At 63.5% G+C, this 24,432-nt stretch carries 13 protein-coding genes and 1 tRNA gene; 8 read left to right on the top strand and 6 right to left on the bottom strand.

All coding sequences use genetic code 11. The annotated features are described in order from the left end of the window. Positions 1–61 precede the first annotated feature (61 nt). Positions 62–805, bottom strand: a complete 744-nt coding sequence (locus ACILSQ_RS04970; RefSeq protein ID WP_395742480.1) for a hypothetical protein — start codon at positions 803–805, stop codon at positions 62–64. 364 nt (positions 806–1,169) lie between these two features. On the opposite strand from ACILSQ_RS04970, the gene ACILSQ_RS04965 reads away from it, so the two are divergent. Next, positions 1,170–1,243 (top strand) — tRNA-Gln (locus ACILSQ_RS04965). Between the two features lie 211 nt (positions 1,244–1,454). Next, complete coding sequence (locus ACILSQ_RS04960) at positions 1,455–2,204, top strand: hypothetical protein (protein ID WP_395742479.1); 750 nt, start codon at positions 1,455–1,457, stop codon at positions 2,202–2,204. Between the two features lie 681 nt (positions 2,205–2,885). Here ACILSQ_RS04960 and ACILSQ_RS04955 read toward each other — a convergent pair. Next, positions 2,886–10,232 carry an Ig-like domain-containing protein gene (locus ACILSQ_RS04955; RefSeq protein ID WP_395742478.1) on the bottom strand — a complete coding sequence of 2,449 codons (7,347 nt, stop codon included), beginning with the start codon at positions 10,230–10,232 and terminating at the stop codon, positions 2,886–2,888. Then, a complete protein-coding gene (locus ACILSQ_RS04950) occupies positions 10,229–11,995 on the bottom strand; it encodes an MbnP family protein (RefSeq protein ID WP_395742477.1) in 1,767 nt (588 codons plus the stop codon). The genes ACILSQ_RS04955 and ACILSQ_RS04950 overlap by 4 nt, the downstream gene beginning before the upstream one ends. A gap of 144 nt (positions 11,996–12,139) precedes the next feature. On the opposite strand from ACILSQ_RS04950, the gene ACILSQ_RS04945 reads away from it, so the two are divergent. Next, positions 12,140–12,895 (top strand): hypothetical protein, encoded by a 756-nt coding sequence (locus tag ACILSQ_RS04945; protein WP_395742476.1) that lies wholly within the window; start codon positions 12,140–12,142, stop codon positions 12,893–12,895. Positions 12,896–12,944: 49 nt separating this feature from the next. Here ACILSQ_RS04945 and ACILSQ_RS04940 read toward each other — a convergent pair whose 3' ends face one another. Continuing rightward, entirely contained in the window at positions 12,945–13,718 is a 774-nt protein-coding gene (locus ACILSQ_RS04940) for a hypothetical protein (RefSeq protein WP_395742475.1), read from the bottom strand. A gap of 171 nt (positions 13,719–13,889) precedes the next feature. Here ACILSQ_RS04940 and ACILSQ_RS04935 point away from each other — a divergent pair, with 171 nt between their 5' ends. Continuing rightward, positions 13,890–14,942, top strand: coding sequence for a peptidylprolyl isomerase (locus ACILSQ_RS04935; protein ID WP_395742474.1), 1,053 nt, complete (start codon positions 13,890–13,892; stop codon positions 14,940–14,942). On the opposite strand, the gene ACILSQ_RS04930 is transcribed toward ACILSQ_RS04935, so the two are convergent. Then, entirely contained in the window at positions 14,914–17,613 is a 2,700-nt protein-coding gene (locus ACILSQ_RS04930; RefSeq protein ID WP_395742473.1) for a cation-translocating P-type ATPase, read from the bottom strand. The two genes, ACILSQ_RS04935 and ACILSQ_RS04930, sit on opposite strands and share 29 nt — an antisense overlap. Positions 17,614–17,786: 173 nt before the next feature. Here ACILSQ_RS04930 and ACILSQ_RS04925 point away from each other — a divergent pair, with 173 nt between their 5' ends. From ACILSQ_RS04925 to ACILSQ_RS04910, 4 genes are all read left to right on the top strand, one after another. Then, the gene (locus ACILSQ_RS04925) at positions 17,787–18,614 is read left to right on the top strand and encodes an NAD(P)-dependent oxidoreductase (RefSeq protein ID WP_395742472.1); all 828 of its coding nucleotides are present in this window, start codon (positions 17,787–17,789) and stop codon (positions 18,612–18,614) included. A gap of 24 nt (positions 18,615–18,638) precedes the next feature. Further along, complete coding sequence (locus ACILSQ_RS04920; RefSeq protein ID WP_395742471.1) at positions 18,639–19,463, top strand: ThuA domain-containing protein; 825 nt, start codon at positions 18,639–18,641, stop codon at positions 19,461–19,463. 18 nt (positions 19,464–19,481) lie between these two features. Next, positions 19,482–20,765, top strand: coding sequence for an SGNH/GDSL hydrolase family protein (locus tag ACILSQ_RS04915; protein ID WP_395742470.1), 1,284 nt, complete (start codon positions 19,482–19,484; stop codon positions 20,763–20,765). A 66-nt stretch (positions 20,766–20,831) separates the two neighbouring features. Further along, positions 20,832–21,857 carry a YbhN family protein gene (locus ACILSQ_RS04910; protein WP_395742469.1) on the top strand — a complete coding sequence of 342 codons (1,026 nt, stop codon included), beginning with the start codon at positions 20,832–20,834 and terminating at the stop codon, positions 21,855–21,857. 2 nt (positions 21,858–21,859) lie between these two features. Here ACILSQ_RS04910 and mgtA read toward each other — a convergent pair whose 3' ends face one another. Further along, entirely contained in the window at positions 21,860–24,385 is a 2,526-nt protein-coding gene (gene mgtA / locus ACILSQ_RS04905; protein ID WP_395742468.1) for a magnesium-translocating P-type ATPase, read from the bottom strand. Positions 24,386–24,432 lie beyond the last annotated feature (47 nt).

Genomic DNA, 24,432 nt, shown 5'->3' with positions numbered 1-24,432 from the left:
GGGGTTTGAAAACCATTGCAAACAACGGCCAGCCATCGCAAACCACTGCAAGCTTCCCCCCTCATGCGGCCAGCTTCGCCTTGCCCTTGCGCACCGGCTTCGCGGTCTTCGGGGCCATCGTGGGGCGGAAGGCGTCGCCAAAGAGATACTGGCGGGCGCTGTCCACCTGGCCCATCACACGGCGGTGCCACTTGGTGTACTCCTTGCCCAGGCGCTCTTCGGCGTCGTCCTGCTGGAGGGCGGCGTCCAGGCTCATGCGCTCGGTGCTCAGCTCCACCTGGAAGGTGATTTCGGGGATGTGAAGCTCCACGGCTTCAAACATGTCCATCACGCGGGCGGCGTAGCTGGTGTCCCAGACCTTGTCGTCTTCGTCATAGCAGCTCGTCACCAGGTGGGCGATCAGGTACTCGGCATTGTCAGAGTACACTTCGGCCGCGTCGATGACGGAGTCGAAGCTCTCGCGGTCCACCGTGACCGGCAGCACCACCGAGACGGCGACGCCCGCGGACTGCAGGATCTGGTCCATTTCGCAGCCCTGATAGAATTTGTTGAAGAACTCGCCGAGGCCGGTGCTGATGTCCAGGATGGTCAGCGGGGAGGCATCCACATGAGCCAGGAAAGCCCTGGGTGTCAGGGAACTGGCGTCGAGAGCCACGGTGCCCATGGCGTCATGGGTATCCTCTTCGGTGAGGGAGAGGAGTTGATGAGGGACACCATACTGCTGGAGGTAGCGGTGGAAGCAAAGAGCCAGAGTGCTCTTGCCGGTGCCGGGATAGTCGTTCTGGATGAGGATGAGTTTCTTCATAATGTTTTTCTCAAATTGCAAAGCTATTATGTTAATTATAGTTTATATTGCAAGAATAAATATTTTGTATTTCCATAATTTTAATACAATAAGGCTATCTTTAGCGGCTGGATTCCCTGAAAAATCAAGGCCTGCGGGGGGAACCCGGCCCCCCCAAAACCCCCCAAAAAAAAATTTGCTTTAGGCTCCAAATCACCCCGCTTTTCACCAGAACCGCTCATTCCGCACCCCGCGAAGGCCTCTGCGCAGGGGGGGCGCGTCTCTCCTTAAACACCAGGCCTGCATGTCCCGGCATCCACATTCCCCTCGAAGCCGCCCTTGCGCAGTGCCAATGAGGCTCTACTATCGCGCTCGGCACACCTCCTACCCCGTGGTGTAATGGTAACACAGGAGATTTTGATTCTCTCGTTCAAGGTTCGAGTCCTTGCGGGGTAACCACTCAAGAAAGAAAGGTGGTGCCATGCAGATAAAAAAACGGAGACTTCACCCGAGGAGCCCAGGAAAGTTGCTGCGGGAGAGCAAATGCGGCCTTGCCACATGCCTTCTGGCTCCGGGCGGCCCCGCATCCCCTGGGAGGCCATGATAGGGAGGCAGCAGGTGTTCTGATTCGGGCTTGACGAAGCCAGCTAGGTATGTTCGAATGCACATTATGAAGACGATTCTTACGCTTTTAGCAATGATGTGCGTCACGGCGGGTTACGCTCAGGATGCAAAACAGCAGCAGCTTGCCACTGGATTCGCCGCCAGCACGGGCCAGCCGTATGATCTTTGCCTCAAGGCGGTGATGATTCGTGACTGGTGCGTGGCCAACCCCCAGGGCGGCGTGCTGAACGGCACCACCTATGATGCCGCCGCAACCGCTCAGTTGTTGCACAAGAGCATGGTCATCCTGGGGCTGGAACTGCCCAGCGCGCCTGTTCCCGCCACCCCGGCGACTCCCCCGGCCTCGCTGCCCATGGGCACGGGCTTGGCAGATCGCGCACCCCGCCAGGTGGGGCGCAGCATGAATGATCCACAGCGCAGGGCTGAGATGGAAGCACGCAACGCACGAACACAGCAGGGAACGGCCCAGACCCAATCGCCGGTAGTGCGTCGCGAAATCATCGGGGAGGCCATCAAAACGGCCATCTCACAGCGCCGGATGCTTCTGATCTCCACCGGCGGGGGCGGAGGCACCTTGGTTGAGCCCCATCTGCTGGGCGTGACACCCGCCGGAAACTGGGCCATGCAGGCCTGGGTGGTGGAAGGAGCCGTCTCCGGAAGTTCGCAGAACGGCTTCCGCATCTACTCGCTCGATCAGATTTCCACCATCGAGCTGACCGATCGCTTTTTCAACCCGCGCCCAGGCTACAATCCCAACGGGCAGCCTGTGTTCAAGGCCGTTCAAACCTCCCTGTGATTCAGCGCAGGTAAGTCAAAGCACGTGGCTGGATGACCACGCGATGTTTTGAGAAAAACATCAGGCTGAATCCAGCGCCCCCCAGATCCAGGGCGTGGCTCATGCCACGCTCCTTTGGATAAGGGGCCATCCCGAGACGGCTCCATGTCAGGAAAGCCACAGATGGATCCAATCAAACATAAAAAATCTGCGGGTTCCCTGAATCTGTGGGAAAACAAATCATACCCGAAACAGATGAAAACAGCTCTGCGCGCCGAGCCAGCCCCACCATACTGGGAGCGCCGCCGTACTGGGAGCGCCGGTTTGTAACCGGCTCTGGGTGCCGCTCCGCTTGCAGGTGAGCACCGAACTTCTCACCACAGACCCGTTTTCAAAGGATCGTGGTATAACGTCCCAGAAATCTTCCCGCAGATTCAGGAAAGCCACAGATGGATCCAATCAAACATAAAAAATCTGCGGGTTCCCTGAATCTGTGGGAAAACAAATCATACCCGAAACAGTTGAAAACAGCTCTGCGCGGCCCAGCCAGCCCCGCCATACTGGGAGCCCCGCCGTACTGGGAGCGCCGGTTTGTAACCGGCTCTGGATGCCGCTCCGCGTGCAGGTGAGCACCGAACTTCTCACCACAGACCCGTTTTCAAATGATCGTGGTATCAAACCGTCTGACAGGGCATGGTGGTCTCACAGACCCGGCACCACCCACACGCTGCTGGAACTTCCGTGCCGCGTGAAGTACGCCGCGCGTCCCGCCTTGAACAGAGGAAGGCCATTCTGGGAGCGCAGCGTCGCATCCCGGCTGGACACCCAGGCGGCTGCGGTGGCGGACCTCGGGCTTTGGAAGAACCAGTAGCCATCGTAGCCGCTGGCCCCTGCGAGGCTGTCTCCCTTCCAGAGCTGCAGCGCATCCGCGGAGGCCGGGCCGGTGGTGGCGGTGAAACTGCTGGCGCTGGTCATGTTCAGCCCGGTGGCGGACGCTGGCAGCGGCCAGGGGTTGGCCAGGAGACTGAATCCGGAAGAGATCAAATGGGCAAAGGGCGTCGTGCGCACCTGTCCGGTGATGAGCAGCACGCTCGCGGAGGAGCCGGCGCTTTTCAGCATCACGCCCGTACCAGGAGGAATGACCATGCCGTCAGCGCTTGTCAGAGTGGCATCACCTGCCGCGATCCACTGGTGATAGCTCCCGGCCCGCAGCAGCCAGTAAGTTTTAAAGCCGTTCTCGCTCAGCACCTGCACCTGGTCCGCGCTGGCAGGGCTGCTGGCGCCACGCAGCAGCGTCTTGTCAAACACCTGGCCGAGGGTGATGTGCTTGCGCACCGCCATGCGTGCTCCGCCAATGTCCGCAGGCAGTGCCGCCAGCGTGTTGTTGGCGGACTCGGTGTCGATCAGCAGGGCCCGGTCGCCGATGTGGGCCAGGTCCCAGTGATGCCCGGCATACGTGCCGTCGGTGATCTCCACGTAGTAGCACGCATCGGCATCCACCACGCCCGGCAGATAGGAGGCATCGGTCAGGTAGAGCACGGTGTCGGTCGCGGAGTGCGCATAGCCGGAGAAGACCGGGGTGTTCACCACATTCACACCCACGGACTGCATGCCATTCTGAGGAGTCCACTGCTGCCAGGCATAGGGGGCCGTGGCGGCGGTGGCGCCCGTGGGTGTGTGCTGCACTTTCAGACGCACCATGCCCAGGGCGGGGCTCTGGCCTGCCGCCGCATCCAGATTTGCCCAGCGCAGGGTTTCAGTCCCGTCGGCATTGTCGCTGACAGCAGCAGTGAGGTTCAAAGGCGTCCAGGTTTTCAGGTCCGCGCTGGTTTCCAGCAGCCAGTTCAAATCACCCAAGCCCTGCGGGCGGATCACACTCGCGTTGACGTGGCGGCCGCGTGTGTCCAGCCGCAGCGCATCTCCCGCGCTGATGCCGCTTCCCGCGCTGCCGCCCAGGGCATACTCCAGCAGATCCGGCAGATCGTCCCCATCGGCATTGCTAGTGGCGCTGGTGTCTGGGCCGTTGCTGCGCCCGCTGCTGATCCACGCGGCGAAGCTGCTCGGATAAGGCGTGACCGTCTCCCCCGGCGCGCTGGCCTGCAGACGGCTGGCGGGGATGACTTCCAGAGGCTGGCTCGTGCTGGCCCAGAGCAGTCGCACCACGGCGTCCCCGTCATTCGCAAAGAACTCCATTCGAATCGCGACGGGCACGCCTGCCTGCAGGTCGATCTCGCCGCTGTCCGTCTCTTCATCATGCCTGCTCCAGTTGTCGATGAGCAGTTGCCCGTTCACCCACAGCCGCAGGCCGTTGTCGCTCGTGGCGGCAAAGGAGTAGCGTTCGCTGTGGCGTGGGATCACCGCCCCCTGCCAGCGCACGCTGAAGTTGTCTGAAGGCAGCCGCGCGTCCGGCGCGGCGGCGCTCCAGCGGAAATCAATGCCGCGGTCGATGCGGCTGAAGCGGAGCTGATCAAAGCCGGCGCCGGCAAAGTAGTCCGCCGCGAGCCCGTTCGGTGTGGCAGATGGGATGCTGCTGGCGCTGGAGATTTCCACATAGTCCAGCGCCGTGGCGCCACCAGCAGCGCCACCATTGTCCAGCGTGAGGCGGCCGTCGCTCACCAGCACGCGCCGCGTTTTCATTTCAAAGGCCCCCGCGGCGCAGGCGGCGGCGCTCCAGGCAGACGCGCCTTCCACGTTCAGCGTGTTCGTGCTGGCCGCGGTCGCGTCTCCCACGCTCAGAGTCACATCATACTCGCCATTCGCCACCGCGATCTCCCACCTCGCACCGGCCTGCATGCGGATGAAGCTGTCCTGCCGCTGGTCGGTCATTGCATTGCGGTCGCGTCCCTGCGCGGTGTGGTCCTTGTTCCAGCCGTAGGTGAGTCCGTTGCGCTCCGCGAAAACCTCACCGTTGTCCGCGCTCCAGCCATTGGGCGTGGGCGTGGCGGTGCTTTGAAAATTGATCTTCGCCATCAGTGGCGCGGGCGGATCATACGTGAGGATGACCGTGTTTGAGGCGCTGCTGCCCTGCGCCGCGCTGTCCTGCGCGGCATCCGCGGGCAGGCGCACGCTCACATCTCCCGCTGTGGCTGGCTGGATCGTGACGATCCAGAGTGAATCGCTGCCGCTGAGTCCCGTCACATGGCCGTTGGTCACGATGAAGTCGCCCTCGCTGACATCCGTCACGGCCTCGCTGAACTGCGCGCTCACCGTGAAGCCGCCGCCGCAGGCCGCCAGCACCACCGTCGGTGCGGGGTCCGCCGGCACGGTGTAGTGCACGCTCAGGATGTCCGAGACGACGTCCTTGGAATACTGCACGGTGACGGCTCCCTCCGCCGCGGGTGTGACAGACAGCGCGTAGCTGGAGCCTCCGCCGCTGAGCGCCGTGGCGCTGCCGTTCGTGATGATGAAATCATTCACGCTGACTCCAGCGACGCTCTCATTAAAGCTGACGCTCACATCAAACACACCGCTCACCTCCGCCGCCGCCGTGCCCAGCGTGACCGTGGGCGGAGTGTTGTTCACCGGAGCGAAGGTGACGCTCAGCGTGTTGGATGCCGCGCTGCCGTTTTCAGCCGCGTCTGTGGCGGCTTCAGCAGGCAGTTGCACCGTCACGACTCCGCTGCTGGCAGGCGTGATGGTGACGCTGTAGCCCGCGCCGCCGCCGGTGAGATTCGCGGCACTGCCGTTCGTCACGATGAAATCAGAGACGCTCAAGCCGCTGACGGATTCACTGGCCGTGATGCTGACTTCGAAGGCCCCGCTCACCGTGTCTGCCGGAGTGCTCAGCGTGAGCACAGGTGCGGTCACATCGCGGGTGTTGGTGAGGGTGAGCACGTTGGAGGCGAGGTTTCCCAGCCCGGTGGAATCGCTCATCACATTCGCGGCGATGCGGATGCTCACGCTGGCCGCGGTGGGCTCCACGTAGAAGCTGAAGCTTGTGCCGGAGATGCTGAAGCCGCGCAAAGTGCCGCCCGTGACGGTGATGTCGCTGGCGGTAAATCCGCCGGCCGCCTCGCTCAAAAAGCCCGCCACCGGAAAGGAGGCGTTCACGCTGCTGCTGGCCGTGGCCAGCACAATGCTCAAAGGTGAGGGCGCGCGCACGACTGCGTCGTCAATTTGAGAGAGAAAAGACACGACTTTGGACATCTCGCTGTCGGTAAGAGACACCCCCTGGTGCGCTCTCACCGCTGCTTCGAGCGTCGCAGCGCTGCCATCATGCAGATACGGCGCCGTGCTCCACAGTCCGCGCAGCGTGGGCACATCCAGGCCCGTGAGCGGAGCGCCCAGCCGCTGGCCGCTGCTGGGCTTGATCGTGCCGATGTTTGCAAACACATTCAGCGCGCTGTTCGTGAAGCGTGCGCCGTCGTGGCAGGCCGCGCAGTTTTGCGCGCGGAAGATCTGCTGCCCCGCCACCGCGTCGGCGGTGAGTGCGCCAGTGCTGCTGCGGTTCGGGCTCGTGCCGGTGGTGGTGAGGGAGGTCACATACGCGGCCAGCGCATCCAGGTCCGCGCTCACGCCCGCCTTCGGTGTGCCCAGCGGCTGGTCACGCGTGCCGGTGTGGAAGTCTCCGTCGCTCATCAGCCCCTGCCCGCCGGCAAAGCTGCGGATCTGCCCTTCGAAATCCTGAATCTCATCAAAGTTCCCGCTCCAGTGCGGCGGGCCGTGCGTGGCGTGGCCGCGCAGGGAGATGTTGTTGCGCAGGCCTTCGCCAAAGCTGGTGAAATCCCACACGCGCCCGTCCTGGTCGCCGTCATTGTGGCAGGAGGCGCAGCTGAGGTACTGCTGCAGCGCCATGCGCGGGTCGCGTGAATCGTAGAAGAACTGCTTTCCCTTCAGCACCGTCGCCGGCAGCTTTTCCGTGTTGATGCAGCTCAGCAGCGCGGTCGTGGGCGGTGCGGTTTCTGCTCCGCCGAGAATGGCGCTGACGTCGTGAATCGTCACGCTGCGGTCCATGAAATTGTGCACATACACGAAGCGCCCGTCCGGCGAGGTGGCCACGCCCTGCGGAGCGCGCCCGGCGGTGAAGCGCAGCAGCTCGCGCTGGTTCCACGCATCCACCACCGCCACCTCCCGGCTGCCCTCCAGCGCGGTGAAAAGATACATGCCCGCGGGATCATACGCCGCCGTGCTGGCAATCCCGGCGTCATTGAAATCAATCCGCGCCGCGTGGTCTTCGCTCTCCGTGGAAAGATCAATGCGCGAGGTGATGCTGCGCACCGCGTTGTCATGCGTCAGCGGTCTGCCATCGCGCAGTTGCCCGCGCTTGATGTTGTCTTTCTTCGAAGGCACCCATGCGTTCGTACCGTCCGGACTGAGTACCGCGGGGCCCAGGTAGTTCGGAATGCCGCGTCCGGCGATGGAGCTGTCCTCTTCCTCACTGTGGGAGAGGATGATGGTCTTGGTCACAGCCATGCTCGCGGCATCGATGACTCTCACCTCGCCGCCATACTGGGTGTCTCCATCCTGCGTCACCACATTGGCCGTTTCCTCCCCCGGCAGGTGCGGCGTGATGAAGCGCGTGGCATACACCTTCGCCCCGTCCGCGCTCACGGACAAATGACGCACGCTGGCTCCCGCACTCGCGCTGCCGAGAAACTGCGCGGGCCTGGCGGGATTGATCTTCAGCACCAGGCCGCTGTCCTGCAGCGACACATAGGCAGCCGTGCCCGCCGGATCAAACACCACGGCAAACGGGCGCGAGCCGCGGGGCAGCGGCACCGTCTGCACCACGCTGAGATTCGTGCCGATGATGGAGAGGCTGCCGCTTTCGCTGTTCACCACCCAGGCCCTGCCGTCCGGTGCGATGGCCACGCTGCGCGGCGCCCGGCCGGTGCCGATGATGGCGTTGCGCGTGCGCGTCACCGCATCAAAGACCGTGACGCTGTCCTGGTCCGGATTCACCACCCACAGCCGCGCATTCGCCCCGCTGCGCGCCTGATAAACGATGCTGCTGGAAACCGCGGGCCGTGCGGAGGTGAGCGGCGCATGCACCGCCTGATGGAAGCTCGTGGTGACGACGGCTCCCGTGTCATCCCGCGCGGTTAGCGTGACGAGATAGCGCCCGGGAGCGGCATACGTGTGGCTGATCGTGGTGCTGCTGCTGAAGCCGGAGAGGGGAGATCCGTCGCCAAAATCCCACTGAAACTCCGGGCTGGCGCTGCCGGAGGCGCTCACCGTCAGATCAATCACGCTGCCCGTCGGCGCCGGCGCATGCGTCAATGGAGCGAGCACCAGATCCGAATGCACCGTCCACTGAAAGGTCACGGAGGCAGGCTCAAGCAGCCCGTCATTGACGGTCACCGTGACGCTGTACCGGCCGATGACGGACGGCGTGCCGGAGATCACACCCGAGGCCGCATCCAGCACAAGGCCCGGAGGCAGCCCGCTCGCGGAGAACACGCGTGAAGCGGGGCTGTAACCAAAGGACTTGATGCCAGCAGGTACCGCGTTCCTGCCCACCGTGCTGAGCTGATCTCCGGGCTGGCTGATGGAATCCGTCAGCGTGGCGTCCACCAGCACGGTTGTTGAAACGGAGTAGGGACCTTCGGGTGAAATGGCAAACAGCATCCAGTAGCCAGGGGTCAGCACGTTCACATTGGCAGGCGCCTTCAGCACATACACACCCGGTTCGTGTTCCGTGAATGGCAGTTCGAGAAATCGCAGGTCACTCGTCACACAGTGGGTGAGCGAGGCCATCTTGATGAAGGTGAAACGTTTCATGCCGGCGGTGGCGCGCACCGCAAAGGCCATGCCCGGGCCGATGACCTCCGGCGTTTCACCGATCTCCGGCCGCTCTGCCGGTGTGCCGTCGGCCTTGTACAAAACAGCCGGTGTGTAGATCTGCGCGTCCTGGTGGTCGGCCGCGTTCCCGCTGAGGCCGCCGCCGCCGGACCACACGCGCCCGTCGGGAAGAAGGATGGCGAGCGAGTGATAATTGCGCGGCACCCACATGTCCGCGCCGCGGCGCCACTGGCCGGTGGCGGGGTTCCAGATTTCCGGTGTCAGCACGCTGCCATCATCACTGAATTTGACCTGCGAGGTGTTGCCACCGATCGCCATGACCTCGCCTGTGGGGAGGACGACGCCATTGGCAAACGTGCGCGCAAAGGCCAGGCTGCCGGTGGGCGTGACCCTGGGTGTGCTGCCATTGATGTCGATGACACATGCTAGTTTGGATGGCTCACCCGTGCCCATGGTGCGGCCGCCGGCCTGCAGGATCTTGCCCTCGTTGAACATCACCATGGCTCCGTCCTTGGGATAATAGGATCCTGGTACAACGGCGCTCGTGCTGATGAACTGGCCGTTTCCCGTGGTGTCCACCCAGTGCATCGTGTGCGTGGGGCCGGTGTGGGCGATGCGGCCGTCCGGCGCCACATGCAGAAACGGATGCCAGATGGATTCCGTGCCGCCCTCGTCGGTGGCCAGGGCCCAGTTGATGTTCGTGTAGCGCGTCCAGCCTTTGCCTTCCTGCCAGCGTTCCGCAGTGTCGCTGCCGCCGGAGCCGGACGCGGTGAAGACGCTGCCGTCCGGCAGCGCCACGCTGGTGTTGTACCAGCGCGGGTCCTGCATGTCCGCCGCCGCGCTCCAGGTGCTGGTGCGCCAGTCAAACACGCTGCTGTCGCGGATCGTGTTGTTGCCGCCGTTGACAAGCAGGCGCCCGTCCGGCAGCAGCGAGACACCGCCGCAAAACATGTCATGCCGTGTGTTGTTGATCTCCACAAACTCCCCCGTGCGGTAGTCCCAGGTGGCCGCATAGGTGAAGCTGCCCGGCGGGAAGTTGTTGCGCTGGCTTGAGGCAAAGGTCAGCAGTCTTCCATCCGGAAGCTGCGCGCAGGTCACGGGGATGTGCGGCGTCCATGGGATGACGGCGCTCCAGGTGCCCAGCGTGGAGTACTGCGCCGGCGTGGGAGCCTGCGGCTGCGGCGTGTCGGACGAGGGCGCGAGCTGCGCGGCCTCGGCGGCCAGCGCATCACTCTGTTCATGTGTCAGGCCATCCGCATGGCACAGGTGGCCGGCCGGCAGCAGCAGTGCAAACACAAGGCGTTTCATCGTGCGGCGGTGGTCGTGCTGGCGGCCGGACCAGCGGTGAAACTTTCATCCGTCAGCGTTTTGAGAAAGGCCACGAGGTCCGCCTTCTCCTGCGCTGTGAGCTGGATGCCTCCCTCCGGATGCTTGGCCAGGTTCGGGTCCAGCGTCGGGGTGCGGCGCACGCCGCTGCTGTAATGCTCCACCACCTCCTCCAGCGTGGCAAAGCGGCCGTCATGCATGTAGGGCGCGGTGCGCGCGATGTTGCGCAGGCTCGGCGTCTTGAATTTGCCGCGGTCAGCGGGGTCTTTCGTCACCGCCATGCGGCCCACGTCTTCATCGGAAAGTGCGAGTCCGTTGCTGGCAAAGGCCTGGCTGGCAAACAGCGTGCCGCCGTGGCAGTGAAAGCAGTCCGCGCCACGCAGCCCGCGCTTCGGTTCAAACTCCGTCACAAACAGCCGCAGCCCGCGCTTCTCGCTCTCCGTCAGCTCCTCCACCTTCCGCGCGGCCCGGTCAAAACGTGACTCCTGCGAGACCAGCGTCAAAAGGAACTGCTCCAGCGCCTTCGCGATGCGCTCGGCCGTGATCTCCGCGGAGCCAAACGCCCGTTTGAAAGCAGCCGCGCAGCCCGCGTCCGCGCTGAGCTTGGCAATGACATTTGGCAGCGTTTCATTCATCTCGCGCTTGTCCTGGATGGGCATCAGCACCTGCTCGCGCAGCGTGGCGGCGCGGCCGTCCCAGAAGAAGCCCTGCTGCCACGCCAGGTTGAACAGCGGCATCGCATTCCGCGCCCCCACCTGCTGCTGCGCGCCGAGGCTGAAGCGCCGCGCATCCGCAAAGGCGCGGCTTTGATCATGGCAGGAGGCGCAGGATTGCGTGCCATTGCCCGAAAGCCGTGTGTCATGAAACAACTGCCGTCCCAGCGCCACTCCCTCCTCCGTCAGCGGATTGTCCGCGGGCAGCTTCACCTGCGGAAAACGCTGCGTCATCGCGGGCTTCAGCGCATGCGTGCCGGAGGGCAGGGGAGCGGGCGCGCTGGCAAAGACCGGCGTCTGATACACATCATAGCTCAGCCCGCGCACGCGGAAGGCCTGCTCCATGTTCCCCTTCAGCTTCGCGGCAAGGGCGTCTCCCTCGCGCGAGTGCGTGGAAGTTCCATCGGTAATGAAGTCGATGCCCGCGAGCACGCGCTGCATATCCAGATCCAGCGCGAGTGTCAGCGGCCGCCCGCCGATGAACTCCACCGGCAGCTCCACCGTCATCAACTGTGGCGCATTGGCGATGTGGTAGGAAAACCCGTCCTCCTTGCCCCCATTTTGAAAGCGTCCCTCCAGCGCCATGAAAATGTACCCGCCCTGCCAGCCCCAGTGCAGCCCGTTCACCTGCGGATTCAGCGCATGATCCGGCGCATGAAGATTCGGGTCCGCCTTGTTCGTGGCCTCATCCACCCCGATGCGAAAACGAACGCCACGGTACCTCCCCGCCGGAATGCCCGAACCCTGCGCCGTCAGCCGCCCCGAGCCCGCGCTGAGATAGGCAAACCAGTCCCGCGACTCCACCCACGTGCCATCCTCCCGTTGCAGCGCCAGCCCTGAGAGCAGCCAGTCCAGCCGCGTCACCCGTGCCGCTTTCGTCGTGGCAGCGCCCAGCGGCTCATTCATGTGCAGCGGCGTCACCTCCAGCCGCAGCTCCTGCCCCTGTACCGTCGGAAGCATCCCCATCATAAAGACCCCCAGCAGCCCCGCAGGCAGCTTGAAAAAGGATCGTTGGTCGTGGTTGAGTCGCATAACAGACACGTTTTATCGTTCGCGACACATTTTTCTATAACCTCCATAGCTTCACAAGTCATGTAATTGTAAAATCGAGAAAGTAATCTGAGAGTCTTCGCAGCCCTGAAAAACTCCCCCTCCCACCCGCGTAGCCCTGCCAAGATGAAAGTGGCCCTCTTTTTTGCGCTCTCCTGGCTCCCCTTTGCCCTCCCCATTCACGCGGGGCCAGTGAAGCCCGTCAGGCTTCCGGAGGTCATTCTGGACGCCGCCGGCCCGGAGATTTTCCCCCCGAGCTGGCGCTCCGCCCCCGTGAGCGCTGAGGCGACCGTTCTGGATGAAGCCCTCCGCGCACGCTCCCAGAAGCTGCTGGCCGCTGCCCTGGCGAGGTACCCGTACGCCGTGCTGCAGAAGCATCTGCACCACGTCTATGTGGTGGGGCGCCTGGCCTACAGCGGCGTGCCCACCGGCGGCACCAATTCCCGCACCGCCGTCTATCTGGCAAACTCCGGCAAGGCCTCGGATGCGGTGCTGGAGGGCATATTCCACGCGGAGTTCTCCAGCATCCTGCTGCGCAATCTGCCCCAGAATCTGGACACAAACCGCTGGCTGCAGATCAATCCTCCCGGCTTCCGCTACCTCGGCAGCGGGGTGCAGGCCATCAAGCAGCAGCGCGCCTCCCGCCAGTTGGACGCCGAACTCCACAAGGCGGGCTTTCTCCACGCCTATGCCCAGGCCAGCCAGGAGGAGGATTTCAATTCCCTCGCCTCACGCCTCCTCATGGGAGACCCGGGACTCTGGAGCGCCATGGCGCAGTTCCCCAAGATCCAGGAAAAAGCCGCGCTGGTGATGGACTTCTACGGCCGTCTGCACCCACAGTTCACCCCAGCCTGGTTTAAGGCACGCCGGATGCTGCCATGAGGCTCCGATCCGCCTTCCCCCTGCGCCAACGCCAGATGAATCCCATCAATCAGGCGGCCACGCTGCGGCGGCGGCGCAGCATCCAGGCCATGCCAAAGCAGCCGATGAGCAGCGCTCCACCCGGCTCCGGAACGGGGGCAAACCCGCCGATCACCAGGCCGTCCTGCCAGTTGTTCGGATCGTTTTCGGCATAGAACGTGTTCAGCGTGAAGTAGTCGTGCTGGGCGGTGTAGGTGTTGAAGAAGCCCGCTGCGTCCTTGGACGCCACGTCGCTCAGGATGCTCTGGAAGATGGAGGAGCGTGCGTCGTCCGTGGCGTCGCCCAGGCCCATGTAGTAGTCCATGTAGTCGCTCATGTTGGTGAAGTCGGACTTCACCGCCTTGCCCTCGGTTTCAGACAGGAAGTTCTGCACCGCGAACATCGCGTTGTGAAAGGCGTCGTTGTTGTTGAAGCTCGTGAAGCTCGGATCCTGCTCCAGAAAGCGGCCGGAGGCGCCCGCCAGCGTGCTCCACGGCAGGTAGGTGTCCAGCACGTACTCCATCACCGTCACCTGCTTGGGAATGACATCCGTGTAGAGCGTCGGGTCGGTCTGATAGATGTTGTAGTAGCGCTCGGTGTTCTGTTTGTCCCAGCCGTCCTGGAACGAGTACGTCTGCGCCGTGATGGTCTGGTTGCTCAGCGCGGGTGGTCCCGGCTCGATGCACAGCCACCAGTAGGTCTGCCCGCCAATCACGTACTGGCCGATGGCATTGCCATCATTGTCCAGCCCTGTCACGGTGACCGTGTCTGCCGAGGCCGTGGCGGCCAAAGCAACAATTACCATAGAGAAGAACTTTGGGAAGGTCATGATGGTATCAAAAATACGGGGAAAGGTGTGATAAATCGAGGTTTAATTTGTTAAAATGATGAAAATTATGTAAGGAATTCGCAAAATTAAGGAATTATTAAGCGGGAGTTGCGGGTGTGCGAGGTGGCTCTACGCTCCGGCTTTCCCGTGGCGCGCCCTTTCTCGTCCCCTGCATGGCTCTGGATTCTCTCCCTGGCGGCGGTTGCCTGCGTCTGGGGAGACCTGAATCTCTTCAAAGGCCCCCTGCATCGGTTCATGGAGCGGCGCAGCGGCGGGGTGGCAGCGGAGGTCCACGGGCACCCCATCACCCGGCTGGATCTCGCTACCGCCCTGCGTGAGGATCTGTGGAAACGCCATGAAGTCTGGAGGGATCTCAGCCCTGAGACTCAGCAGCGCGTACGCTGGCGGGTGTTGGAAAATCTGGTGAATGACCATCTTATCCAGGCCTGCCGTGGTGAAAGCGGCCCCGACAGCCCGGCCCTCAAGGCCTCCGTGCGGCGCGAGCTGGAAAGAATGCAGCGGCAGTTTGCAGAGCCGGCGGAGTTTCCCGCACGCCTGGCCGGTCAGCACCTCACCCCCGCGGCCCTCGAAGCCCAAATCCGCGACGCGCAGCTAGATGAGGCCTGGATCGCGGAGAAAATCCAGCCGCGTCTCGCACAAGTCTCTGAGCAGGACCTGCGCGCCTGGTATGACAAGTTCAGGGAGACCCTGCGAATCCCGCAGGCCTGGCATGCGTCGCACCTTTTCCTCACCCGGCACGACAAGAGCAAACCGGACCGCGCCGCGGAAATGCGCGAGTTCCAGCGTCAGCTTCAGGCCAAAGAGAAGACCTTTGCGGAACTGGTCCGGGAGCGCTCCGAGGACGCGAGAAGCAAAACCGAGGGCGGCGATCTCGGATGGTTCACGCAGGAGCGCATGCCGGCGGATTTCATCGCCGCGGTTCAAAAGCTCAGGGTGGGCCAGATCAGCGAGCCGGTGGAGACGCGGCTCGGCTGGCACCTCATCCTCGTCCATGAACGCCGCACCTCACGGCTGCCGGCCTTCGAGGAGGTGAAAGGGGAGATCGCCGCCCTTCTTTCCAGCCAGCGGCGGGAGGCGGCGGTGCAGGGCCTCCTCTCAGAGCTTCGGGAGCAGGCGCGGCGGCAGCAGTGGCTGGTCTATCATGCCGAAGTCATCGCGCGGGTTCACCCGGCTCCGTGAGCCTCCGGCGCCCCAGCCACTTCCGTATTTCTTCCACCCACAGCACGCTGCTGCCCACCACCCCGAGCAGAAGCAGGTCTGCCAGCGGGATCGGCACCGTGTGGAAGATGCGGTTCATCACCGCGGAATAAACCACCACGAGATGCAGCGCGCCGCCCAGCAGAAGACCGCCGACCAGCCAGCGATTGCGCAGGACATCGAGGCTGATGGCGGACTTGGTGGCGCTGCGGCAGTTCAGCACATTGAACCACTGGCTCACAGCCACCAAGGTAAAAGTCTCGGTCTGCACCAGCGCAAACGGCGCACCGCTGGCCTGCCGCCACAGAAAGAAGCCAAAGATGGCCGCCACGGAGGTGGTCACCATCAGCAGCAGCCGCCGCAGCATGGGCCGGGTGATCAGCGGTTCATCGATGGGCGTTGGCTGCCGCCGCATTTCGTCGCCCTCCAGTCCTTCCAGGATCAGATTCACGGTGACCACGCCCTCCGTCACGAGGTTGATCCACAGAATCTGCACGGCGGCCAGCGGCAGCGGATACCCGCAGAGCAGCGCCAGCAAAAGCACGATGACTTCATCAATGGAAGTGGCGAAGAGAAAGAGCACCACCTTCTTGAGGTTCTGGTACACCAGCCGGCCCTCCTCGATGGCTTTGACGATGGTGGCAAAGTTGTCATCGGTGATTACGATCTTCGCGGCGCCCTTCGCCACGTCAGTACCCGTGATGCCCATCGCCACGCCCACATCAGCAGCGGCGAGTGCGGGGGCGTCATTGACACCATCTCCGGTCATGGCCACGACCTGCTTCTGCGCCTGGAAGGCTTCGACGATGCGCAGCTTCTGCTCGGGATGTACCCGCGCAAACACCGAGATGCGCTCCAGCCGCTCGCGCAGATCCTCCTCGGACATGGCTGCGAGCTCGGCACTGTCCAGGGCGATGTCTCCCTCCTTCGCAATGCCAAGCTCGGTGGCAATGGCGAGTCCAGTGGCCTTGTGATCGCCTGTGACCATCACCGGACGAATGCCGGCCGCGAGACATTCGCTCACAGCCTCCTTCACTTCCTGGCGCGGAGGATCCATCTGGGCGATCAGGCCCAGGAATCGCAGGCGGCCGCCCCAGTCGTCAAAGCCCGCCTCTTCATCGAGCGGTTCGTCATTCACCTCCGCCACCGCCAGCACGCGCAGCGCCTGCGTGGCCAGTTCATTGGACACCTGGCGGACTTGGTCGAGATCGAGCGTCGTGGGATCGCACAGGGCCAGCAGGCGTTCGGGCGCGCCTTTGAAAACCACGCGCTGTTTCCCGGCCTGGTCGTGCTGCGTGGCCATCATCTTCGCGGCGGAATCAAAAGGGATCTCTGCCTGCCGGGGCCACTCTTTTCGCAGAGGTTCGGGATCGACGCCGCCCTTCAGCGCGAGTGTGAGCAGGGCCGCTTCGGTGGGGTCTCCCATCGGCCGCCAGCGGGTTTCCTTGTCATCGGGACGGAGGAGATTCGCGTCGTTGCAGAGGGCGACTGCTTCCAAAAGCGCGCGAAGTTCGGCATCCTCCTCGGCGGTGAGGTCTTTGCCCCTCACATGCAGCCGCCCGTCTGCCGAGTATCCCGCGCCGGTGGCTTCGATCTGCCGCCCGTCCGGCAGCAGCACACGGGTCACGGTCATCTCGTTCTTCGTGAGCGTCCCGGTCTTGTCGCTGCAGATGATGCTGGTGGCTCCCAGAGTTTCCACCGCGGCAAGACGCCGCACGATGGCCCTGCGCCGCGCCATCCGCTGCATGCCTACCGCGAGGCCGATCGTCATCGCCACCGGCAGGCCCTCAGGCACCATGGAGACCATCTGGCTGATGGCGACCATGAAGATTGTCACAAAGGGAATGCCGCGCAGCAGGCCGAAGCCGAGGATCAGAGCAAAGAGAATGATGGAGGCCACCACCAGCCAGTTTCCAAACTGCTTGAGGCGGGCTTCCAGCGGGGTCTTTGGTTCTTTGGCAGAAGCGGTCAGTCTGGCGATTTTTCCCACTTCCGTCTGCAGCCCCGTGGCCACCACCACGGCACGGCCCCGCCCTGCGGTGAGGTGCGTGCCGGAGTAGATCATGTTTTTGCGGTCGCCCAGTCCCGCGTCCTCAGGCACAGGGGCGGTGCTCTTTTCCACCGGCAGGGACTCGCCTGTCAGCGCCGCCTCCGTGGCTGCCAGAGAAGAAGCCTCCAGCAGCCGCGCATCAGCGCCCACCTGGTCTCCCGCGCCGAGGAGAAGAACATCTCCAGGCACCAGCTCCCTGGCTTCAATCTGGGCTTCATGCCCAGCCCGCACCACGCGCACCTTGAGCGCGGAGAGTTCGCGCAGCGCGGTCATGGAGTGCTCCGCGCGCCCCTCCTGCACCGTGCCGATGAGCGCATTGATGAGAACGACCACCAGGATCACCACGGCATCACTGGCATGTCCCATGGCAAAGGAGATCACCGCCGCGACGAACAGGATGTAAATCAAGGGACTGGCAAACTGGGAGGCAAACACCCGCCACAGCGGCTTGTGTTTGTCTTTCGGCAGTTCATTCGGGCCTTGCTGCTTCAGGCGTTCGGAGGCCTCGCTGCCGCTCAATCCGGAGCCCGCGTCCGTTTGGAGCGCCGCCACGACTTTCCCGGCGTCGGCTGCGTGCCAGAGGAGCGGTGAGGAAGACGGCATGAGAGGTCCTGGGAATGAGGGTGGGAGCTGCCATCGCTGATACGTGCCATCAGCCGCAGGTGGTTCTACTCCATATCCCTGAAGAATCGGCTGCCAAGCAGGCATTGTGGAACTGCCTTGGGAAAAAGGAGGAGGCCGTTGCGCGTGCGGAAATGCGCGCTAAGGGCGTGGGCATGAAACAAAACGTTGGCATTCTCGGGCTCGGCATCATCGGCAGTCGTGTGGCGGACAACCTGCGCAAGGCAGGGCATGAAGTGTTTGTCTGGAGCCGCAGCGCACGCCCCGTGCCGAACTTCCTCGCTTCTCCGCATGAGGTGGCGGAGGCGGCGGGCATCATCCAGATTTTCGTGCGTGACAGCGCCGCGCTGCTCGAAGCCATCGAGGACATGAAGCCGGCGCTGAAGGCCGGGCATCTCATCATGAACCATGCGACCGTGAGCAAGCAGGCCACGCTGGAGGCCGCGAAGCTGGTGGAGGAAACGGGCGCGGCCTTTCTCGACGCCCCGTTCACCGGCAGCAAGATGGCTGCGCAAAACGGCAGGCTGAGCTACTACATCGGCGGCCCCGATCTCCTGCTGGAGCGTGCGAAGCCCGTGCTGCAGGCGAGCGCGGCGAAGATTCTGCCGCTCGGTGGTGTCGGCGAGGCGATGGTGCTCAAGATCGTGACGAACCTCGTCTCCGCTGTGATCGTGGAGGCCGTGGCCGAAGCCGCGGACATCACCAAGGCAAACGGCATCGCGCTGGAGAAGCTGCACGAGGCGCTGGAGAGCAATGCGAACTACTCCACGCTCATCGGCATGAAGCTGCCCGCCATCATCAAGGGCGACTACGAGCCCCACTTTGCGCTGCGCAACATGCTGAAGGACGCGGACTTTGCGCGTGAGCTGGCGGCGGAGGCGAAGCTGAAAACGCCCGCCCTCGACTGCACCGCCGCCGCCATGCGCGCCGGAGTGGATGCCGGGAAAGGCGACCTCGACTTCAGCGTGATCGGCCAGCGGTAACTTAAGCTCAAACCTGCCTGTCCGATGAAGCGGCACACTCGTTTTCTCCTCGTTCTCCTTTTCCTGGCGGTCCACGGCAGCATGGCCCTGGCTCATGATGTGGCCGTTCCCGCCGCAGCGGATGGGGGCCGCATGAAGGTGCTAGTCTTCTCCGGCGCTGCGTATTACCGGCATCCGGACATCCCCGGCATCAACCGCTGGCTGGTGCTGCTGGGCCACGAGAACGGCTTTGATGCGGACATCACCGAGAGCCCGAAAGACCTCATGCCGCAGGTGCTGGCGAAGTACGACGTGCTGCTGCTCAACAACGCCAATGAACTCGACAAGATCATCCCCGAGGCGCAGCGGCAGTCGGTGGAGGCCTGGTTTGCCAGCGGCAGGAAGGGAGTCGTGGGCCTCCATGCGGCGCTGGTGCATCAGACGAACTGGCCCTGGCTGAATCAGCTTGGCGGCTGCGACTTCAACAGCGACTCGGATTTTTCCAAGGCCAAGGTCACGGTGGATCCGGCGGCAAAGGAGCACCCTGCCGTGAAGGGACAGCCCGCGGAGTTTTGGATCGAGGCGGACTGGACCAACCATGACCGCTGCGTGACGGGGCTGCCAGGTTTTCAGGTGCTGCTGCGCGTGGATGAGAGCACCTACACGCCCGTGCGGGATTATTTCAAGACACGGGGAGGCAGGCCGATGGGCGCGGATCATCCCATCGCCTGGACGCATGAGCCCGCGGGAGGCGGCCGCTTTTTCTATACCGAGTTCGGCCACGATCTGCGCTCGCTGAGCACGCCCTTTGTCCGCCGGCACGTGCTGGAGGGCATCCGCTGGGCGGCGGCGAAAAAAGCGGCGAAATGAACTGAGCAAATCACCAGCATGAAACACACACTGACCGTCCTGCTGCTCGCATTCACGAGCCTTTCCGCCACCGCCGATGAAGCCGCCCTGTGGGATTTGGCGAAGAATGACATCCCCGCGGCTCAGCAGTCCGGCGCGGTGGAAAAGGTGAACGGCACCGTGAAGCTGCGCGATGGCGCGGCCTTCGCAGTGCCGGCGGAGGCTTTTCCAGACCAGAAAAACTTCACGGTGCAGGTCACGCTTTCGCTGGATGCCCTGGTGCAGGATGCCGTCTTCACCGTGATGAACAAGCAGAGCAGCGGGCAGGACGACGGCTTTGCCATGTTCTTCAACTACAAGGACAAGCCCTACTACGCGCGCCAGGTGAACTCGGTCGTGAACCGCATCCTCATGGTCGGCGGCGCGCTCAACGGCCGCAATGAGCCGGAGGTCGGCAAGCCCTGCACCTTCACCATGGCGGTGCGCGGCGGCCTGGCGACTTTTTACATCGATGATGCTCCGATCAAGAAGTGCTTCATGGAGCTGATCCCCAACGGCGGGCCGATGTGGATCGGACGCAATGACAATGCAAAGTCCAAGACCATGCCGGTGACGGTGCACGCAGTGAAAGTGTTCGGGCCGGGCTACAGCTATGTGTCGAAGAAGGAGCGGGCCAGTGAGTTTCCGCGCGGCGCGGTGGCTGGCAAAGGCTGGGCGCTGGACGTTCCGAAGATCGAGCACCCGGAATGGCCCAAGGTGCTGATCTACGGCGATTCCATCTCAGGCGGCTACAGCGGGCCTTTCATTCCGGAGATGCTCAAGCAGCACGTCTATGTGTTTCATTGCGTCCACTTCGTCGGTGGCGATGTGCCCGAGCAGGCGCTGACGGAGATGGCGGGCCGGTACAAATTTGACGCGGTGGTTTTCAACAACGGCCTCCATTCCCTGGGCTGGACGCCGGACAAGGTGCCGGATGCGCTCGTCCTGGACCGGATGCACAAACTGACCCGCTGCTTCAAAAACGGCGCACCGCAGGCAAAGATTTTTTACCTCATGACCACGCCGCACACGGCCGCGCGTCCCGCGCCGGACCAGCCGGTGACTAGCCTGGGCGACAAAAACAACGTGGTGATCCGCCTGAACACTCTTTCCGCGCAGGTGATGAAGCAGGAGGGCGTCGAGGTGATCGATGCGTATGCGCTCCTGGCCTCGCATCTCGAACTCGCCGCGGGTGACAACTTCCACTGGCAGGCGCCGGCGTATCAGATGCTCAGCCAGGAGATTGCCAAACACGTCCTCCCGGCGGTGGGGAAGGGGAGGTGATCCGAATGAAAGTGGCGCGGCCGGTTTCCTGATTGACTTCACCCGCGGGGACTTCAAAAGAAGGGCATGCCTGAAGCGCCCATGCCCGACGAGCCGGATGCTCCGCTGGAGCCTTCGTCTGCTGTCGGGCACCCGTCCACCTCCTGGCTGGTGTGGTTGGTGGGTGCGGCGGCCTGCGGCGCTTTGATTTTGGTGGTGACGCATCTGAGCGAGGAGGAGGAGTTCATGCGCCTGCTGCGCCAGATTGATGTGTTCTGGCTGGGCCTCGCGCTGATCCTCCAGGCTGGCACGTACGTGTTGCAGGGCATCGTGTGGCGCGTGGTGGCCGTGGCCAAGGGGCAGGTCTTGTCCGTGGGCAAGTCGTTTGAGCTGAGTCTCGCGATGTTGTTTGTCGATCAGGCGCTGCCCTCGGGCGGGATCAGCGGCGTGGCCGTGGTGTCCGGGGCGCTCACTCGCATGGGCATGCCGCGTGCGGTGGTTTCAGCCGCGGTGCTGGTGGACGTGGCGATGTATCACCTCGCCTACGGCTGCTGCATGGCGCTGGCGCTTGCCGTGGCGCTCCATCAGGGACATCTGCCCGGCTGGGTGACGTGGGCCATGCTGGTTTTTGTGCTGGTGGAGGCAGGCGTCTGCGCATTTCTCATTTCACTTCCCAGCGGCGGCGTGGTGTGGGTGAAAACCAGGCTGCGGCGCTTCGCAAAACTGACGCGGCTGCTGCAGTGGGTGGAGCATGCGCCCTCCGGCTCATTCAAAAACAAGCGGGTGCTGCTGCTGGCCTTTGCCATGCACGCAATGATCTTCCTGCTGGATGCCGCCACCATCTGGGTGGCGGCGCGCGCGCTGGGAGTGGCGGCATCCGTCGGCGGCGTGTTCTCCTGCTTCATGGTTTCAAACCTGTTCCGCACCATCGGCATCATCCCCGGAGGACTGGGCACGTTTGAGACGGCGTCCGTGGTGAGCCTGAAAAGCATCGGCCTGCCTCTTTCGGTGGGGCTGTCGGCGACGCTGCTGTTTCGCGGCCTGAGCTTCTGGCTGCCGATGATTCCAGGCCTCATCTGTTCGCGACGTCTTCTGAAAAAGAAACAAGCGTGACCTCAGCGGCGGGGCTCCACCGCCTGCTCCAGCCGGGCAAACATCACTCGTTTCACCATTTCACTGGTCAGCAAATAAAGCAGGGTGATGCCTGCAAGCATCAGCATGAAATGCCACGGCGGCGGCACCAGGCCAAAGAGCTCGCCGAGCGGTGTGTAAGGCAGCACGACGACCGTCCCGGCGACGGCGAGCGTGGCCGCGGCGAGAATGCGCCCGGGGCGGCTCTTGAAAATGGAGCGGTGCGTGCGGATGACCATGACGATGAACATCTGCGTCAGCACGGACTCGATGAACCAGCCGGTCTGAAACTGCCCCTCCGTGGCATGCAGCACCAGCAGCAGCGCGCCGAAGGTGAGGTAGTCAAACACCGAGCTGACCAGTCCGAACGCCACCATGAAACGGCGGATGAACTTCTGGTTCCACCGGCGCGGTTTCTGCACCTGCTCGGCATCCACGCTGTCCGTGGCGATCGTGAGCGCGGGAAGATCGGAGAGAAAATTGTTCAGCAGGATCTGCTTCGGCAGCAGCGGCAGGAACGGCAGAAACAGCGAGGCCCCCGCCATGCTGAACATGTTGCCAAAATTCGCGCTCGTGGCGATGAAGATGTACTTCAGCGTGTTCGCAAAAGTAATGCGGCCGTTGCGCACCCCGCGCGCCAGCACGCCGAGATCGTGGCGCAGCAGGACGATGTCCGCGGCCTCCTTGGCCACATCCACCGCGCCATCCACGGAAATGCCCACGTCCGCGGCGTGCAGAGCGGAGGCGTCGTTGATGCCATCTCCCAGATAACCGACCACGTGACCCGCCTTGCGCAGCGCGATGAGGATGCGCTCCTTCTGATTGGGCTCCGTTTCAGCAAAGATGTCCACCTCGCTGACGCGGCTGGTGAGCGCGGCTGCGGTCATGTGATGGAGGACGTCCCCGGTGAGCACTTCAGGACTTGGAATGCCCATCTGCGCGCCCAGGCGCTGCGCCACGAGGCGGTTGTCTCCGGTGATGACCTTCAGGCTGACGCCGAGCTGGCGCAGCTCCTGAATGGCCTCGGCCGCTCCTGCCTTGGGCGGATCGTCAAACAGCAGAAAGCCGGTGAAGGTCATGTCCTGTTCGTCGTCCTTGTTGATCACCGGATCGTCGGTCACGTCCCGGCTCGCTAGCCCGAGCACCCGGTGGCCGGCGTGGCTGTAGTCGGCAAAGCGCTGCTGCAAGGAATCGCGAAAGGCCGCCATCGGCTGCTCGCCCTCTGGCGTGGCCACCTTGGTGCAGACCGCGAGCACATTCGCAAAGGCCCCCTTCGTGATCATGAGGTGGCGTTGCCCGCCATTGCTGTGCTCCACCACCACGCTGAGACGTTTGCGGATGAAGTCGTAGGGCACCTCGTCAAACTTGTGCCAGCCGGAGAGATCCAGCCCCGTCTCCGCACGCAGCGCGGCATCGATGGGATTGGTGAAGCCGCTTTCAAAGGTGGCGTTCAGCACGCCGTGCAGGCGCGCCGTGTCGCTGGCTTCGCCCTGAAAATCATGCGCGGCGAGCAGGCGCACGTGCCCCTCCGTGAGCGTGCCGGTTTTATCCGAGCAGAGCACGTTCATGCTGCCAAAATTCTCAATGGAGGAGAGCCGCCGCACGATGACCTGGTCCTCCGCCATGCGTTTGGCCCCCCGCGCCAGGGTGATGCTGACGATGGCGGGAAGGAGTTCCGGCGTCATGCCCACGGCCAGCGCGAGCGCAAACATGAAGGCCTCCAGCACCGGACGGTGGAAGAAGACATTGATGCCGAAGATGGCGATGACGAAGAGCAGCGTGACCTTGATGAGCATCTCGCCAAAGCGCCGCAGCCCGCGCTCGAAGTCCGTCTCCGGCGCGCGCAGTCGCAGCCGCTCCGAAATGGCGCCAAACTCGGTGTCCGCGCCGGTGCCCATGATGAGCACGCGCGCGGTACCGCTGACCACGTGGGTGCCTTCAAACACAGAATTCGTCCGCTCGCTCTGGCGCGCGTCCGGGGCTACGGCGCCGGCCTTTTTCTCGGCGGGGTAGCTTTCTCCGGTGAGCGCGGATTCATCCACAAACAGGTCCTTCGATTCCAGCAGGAGCCCGTCTCCCGGGATGGTGTCTCCAGCGCTGAGGAGAACGACATCTCCTGGCACGACCTGCTCGGCGGGAATCTCAGCCTTCTGATCATCGCGCAGCACACACGCACGGGCCTGGATCATCGCCAGCAGAGCGGCCACGGCATTCGCCGCGCGGTATTCCTGCCAGAAGCCCAGCAGGGTGCTCATGAGCACCACGGTGGAGACGATGAGGACGTCCATCTTGTCCCCGAGAAAGGCGGAGATGGTCATCGCCACGAGCAGCAGGATCACCAGCGGGCTGCGGAACTGGTTGAGCAGCAGGCGCCAGGCGGAGCCGTTGCTTTTTCGCAGGCGTGTGCCCGGCTCTGCCAGACGGGCCGCGGCCTCCGCGGAGGTGAGACCGCTGCTGCGCGAACGCACCTGGCTCAGCGCGGCATCAGGGGAGAGGTGGTGAAATTTCATCGTCTCAGCAGCAGGCGCAGCCTTCGGTCCATTGGCTGGAAACGCCA

The sequence above is a fragment of the Prosthecobacter sp. genome, from assembly GCF_044227185.1.
In the GTDB taxonomy this organism is placed as follows: Bacteria; Verrucomicrobiota; Verrucomicrobiia; order Verrucomicrobiales; family Verrucomicrobiaceae; genus Prosthecobacter.
This window is presented reverse-complemented; position numbering and strand designations above follow the sequence as displayed.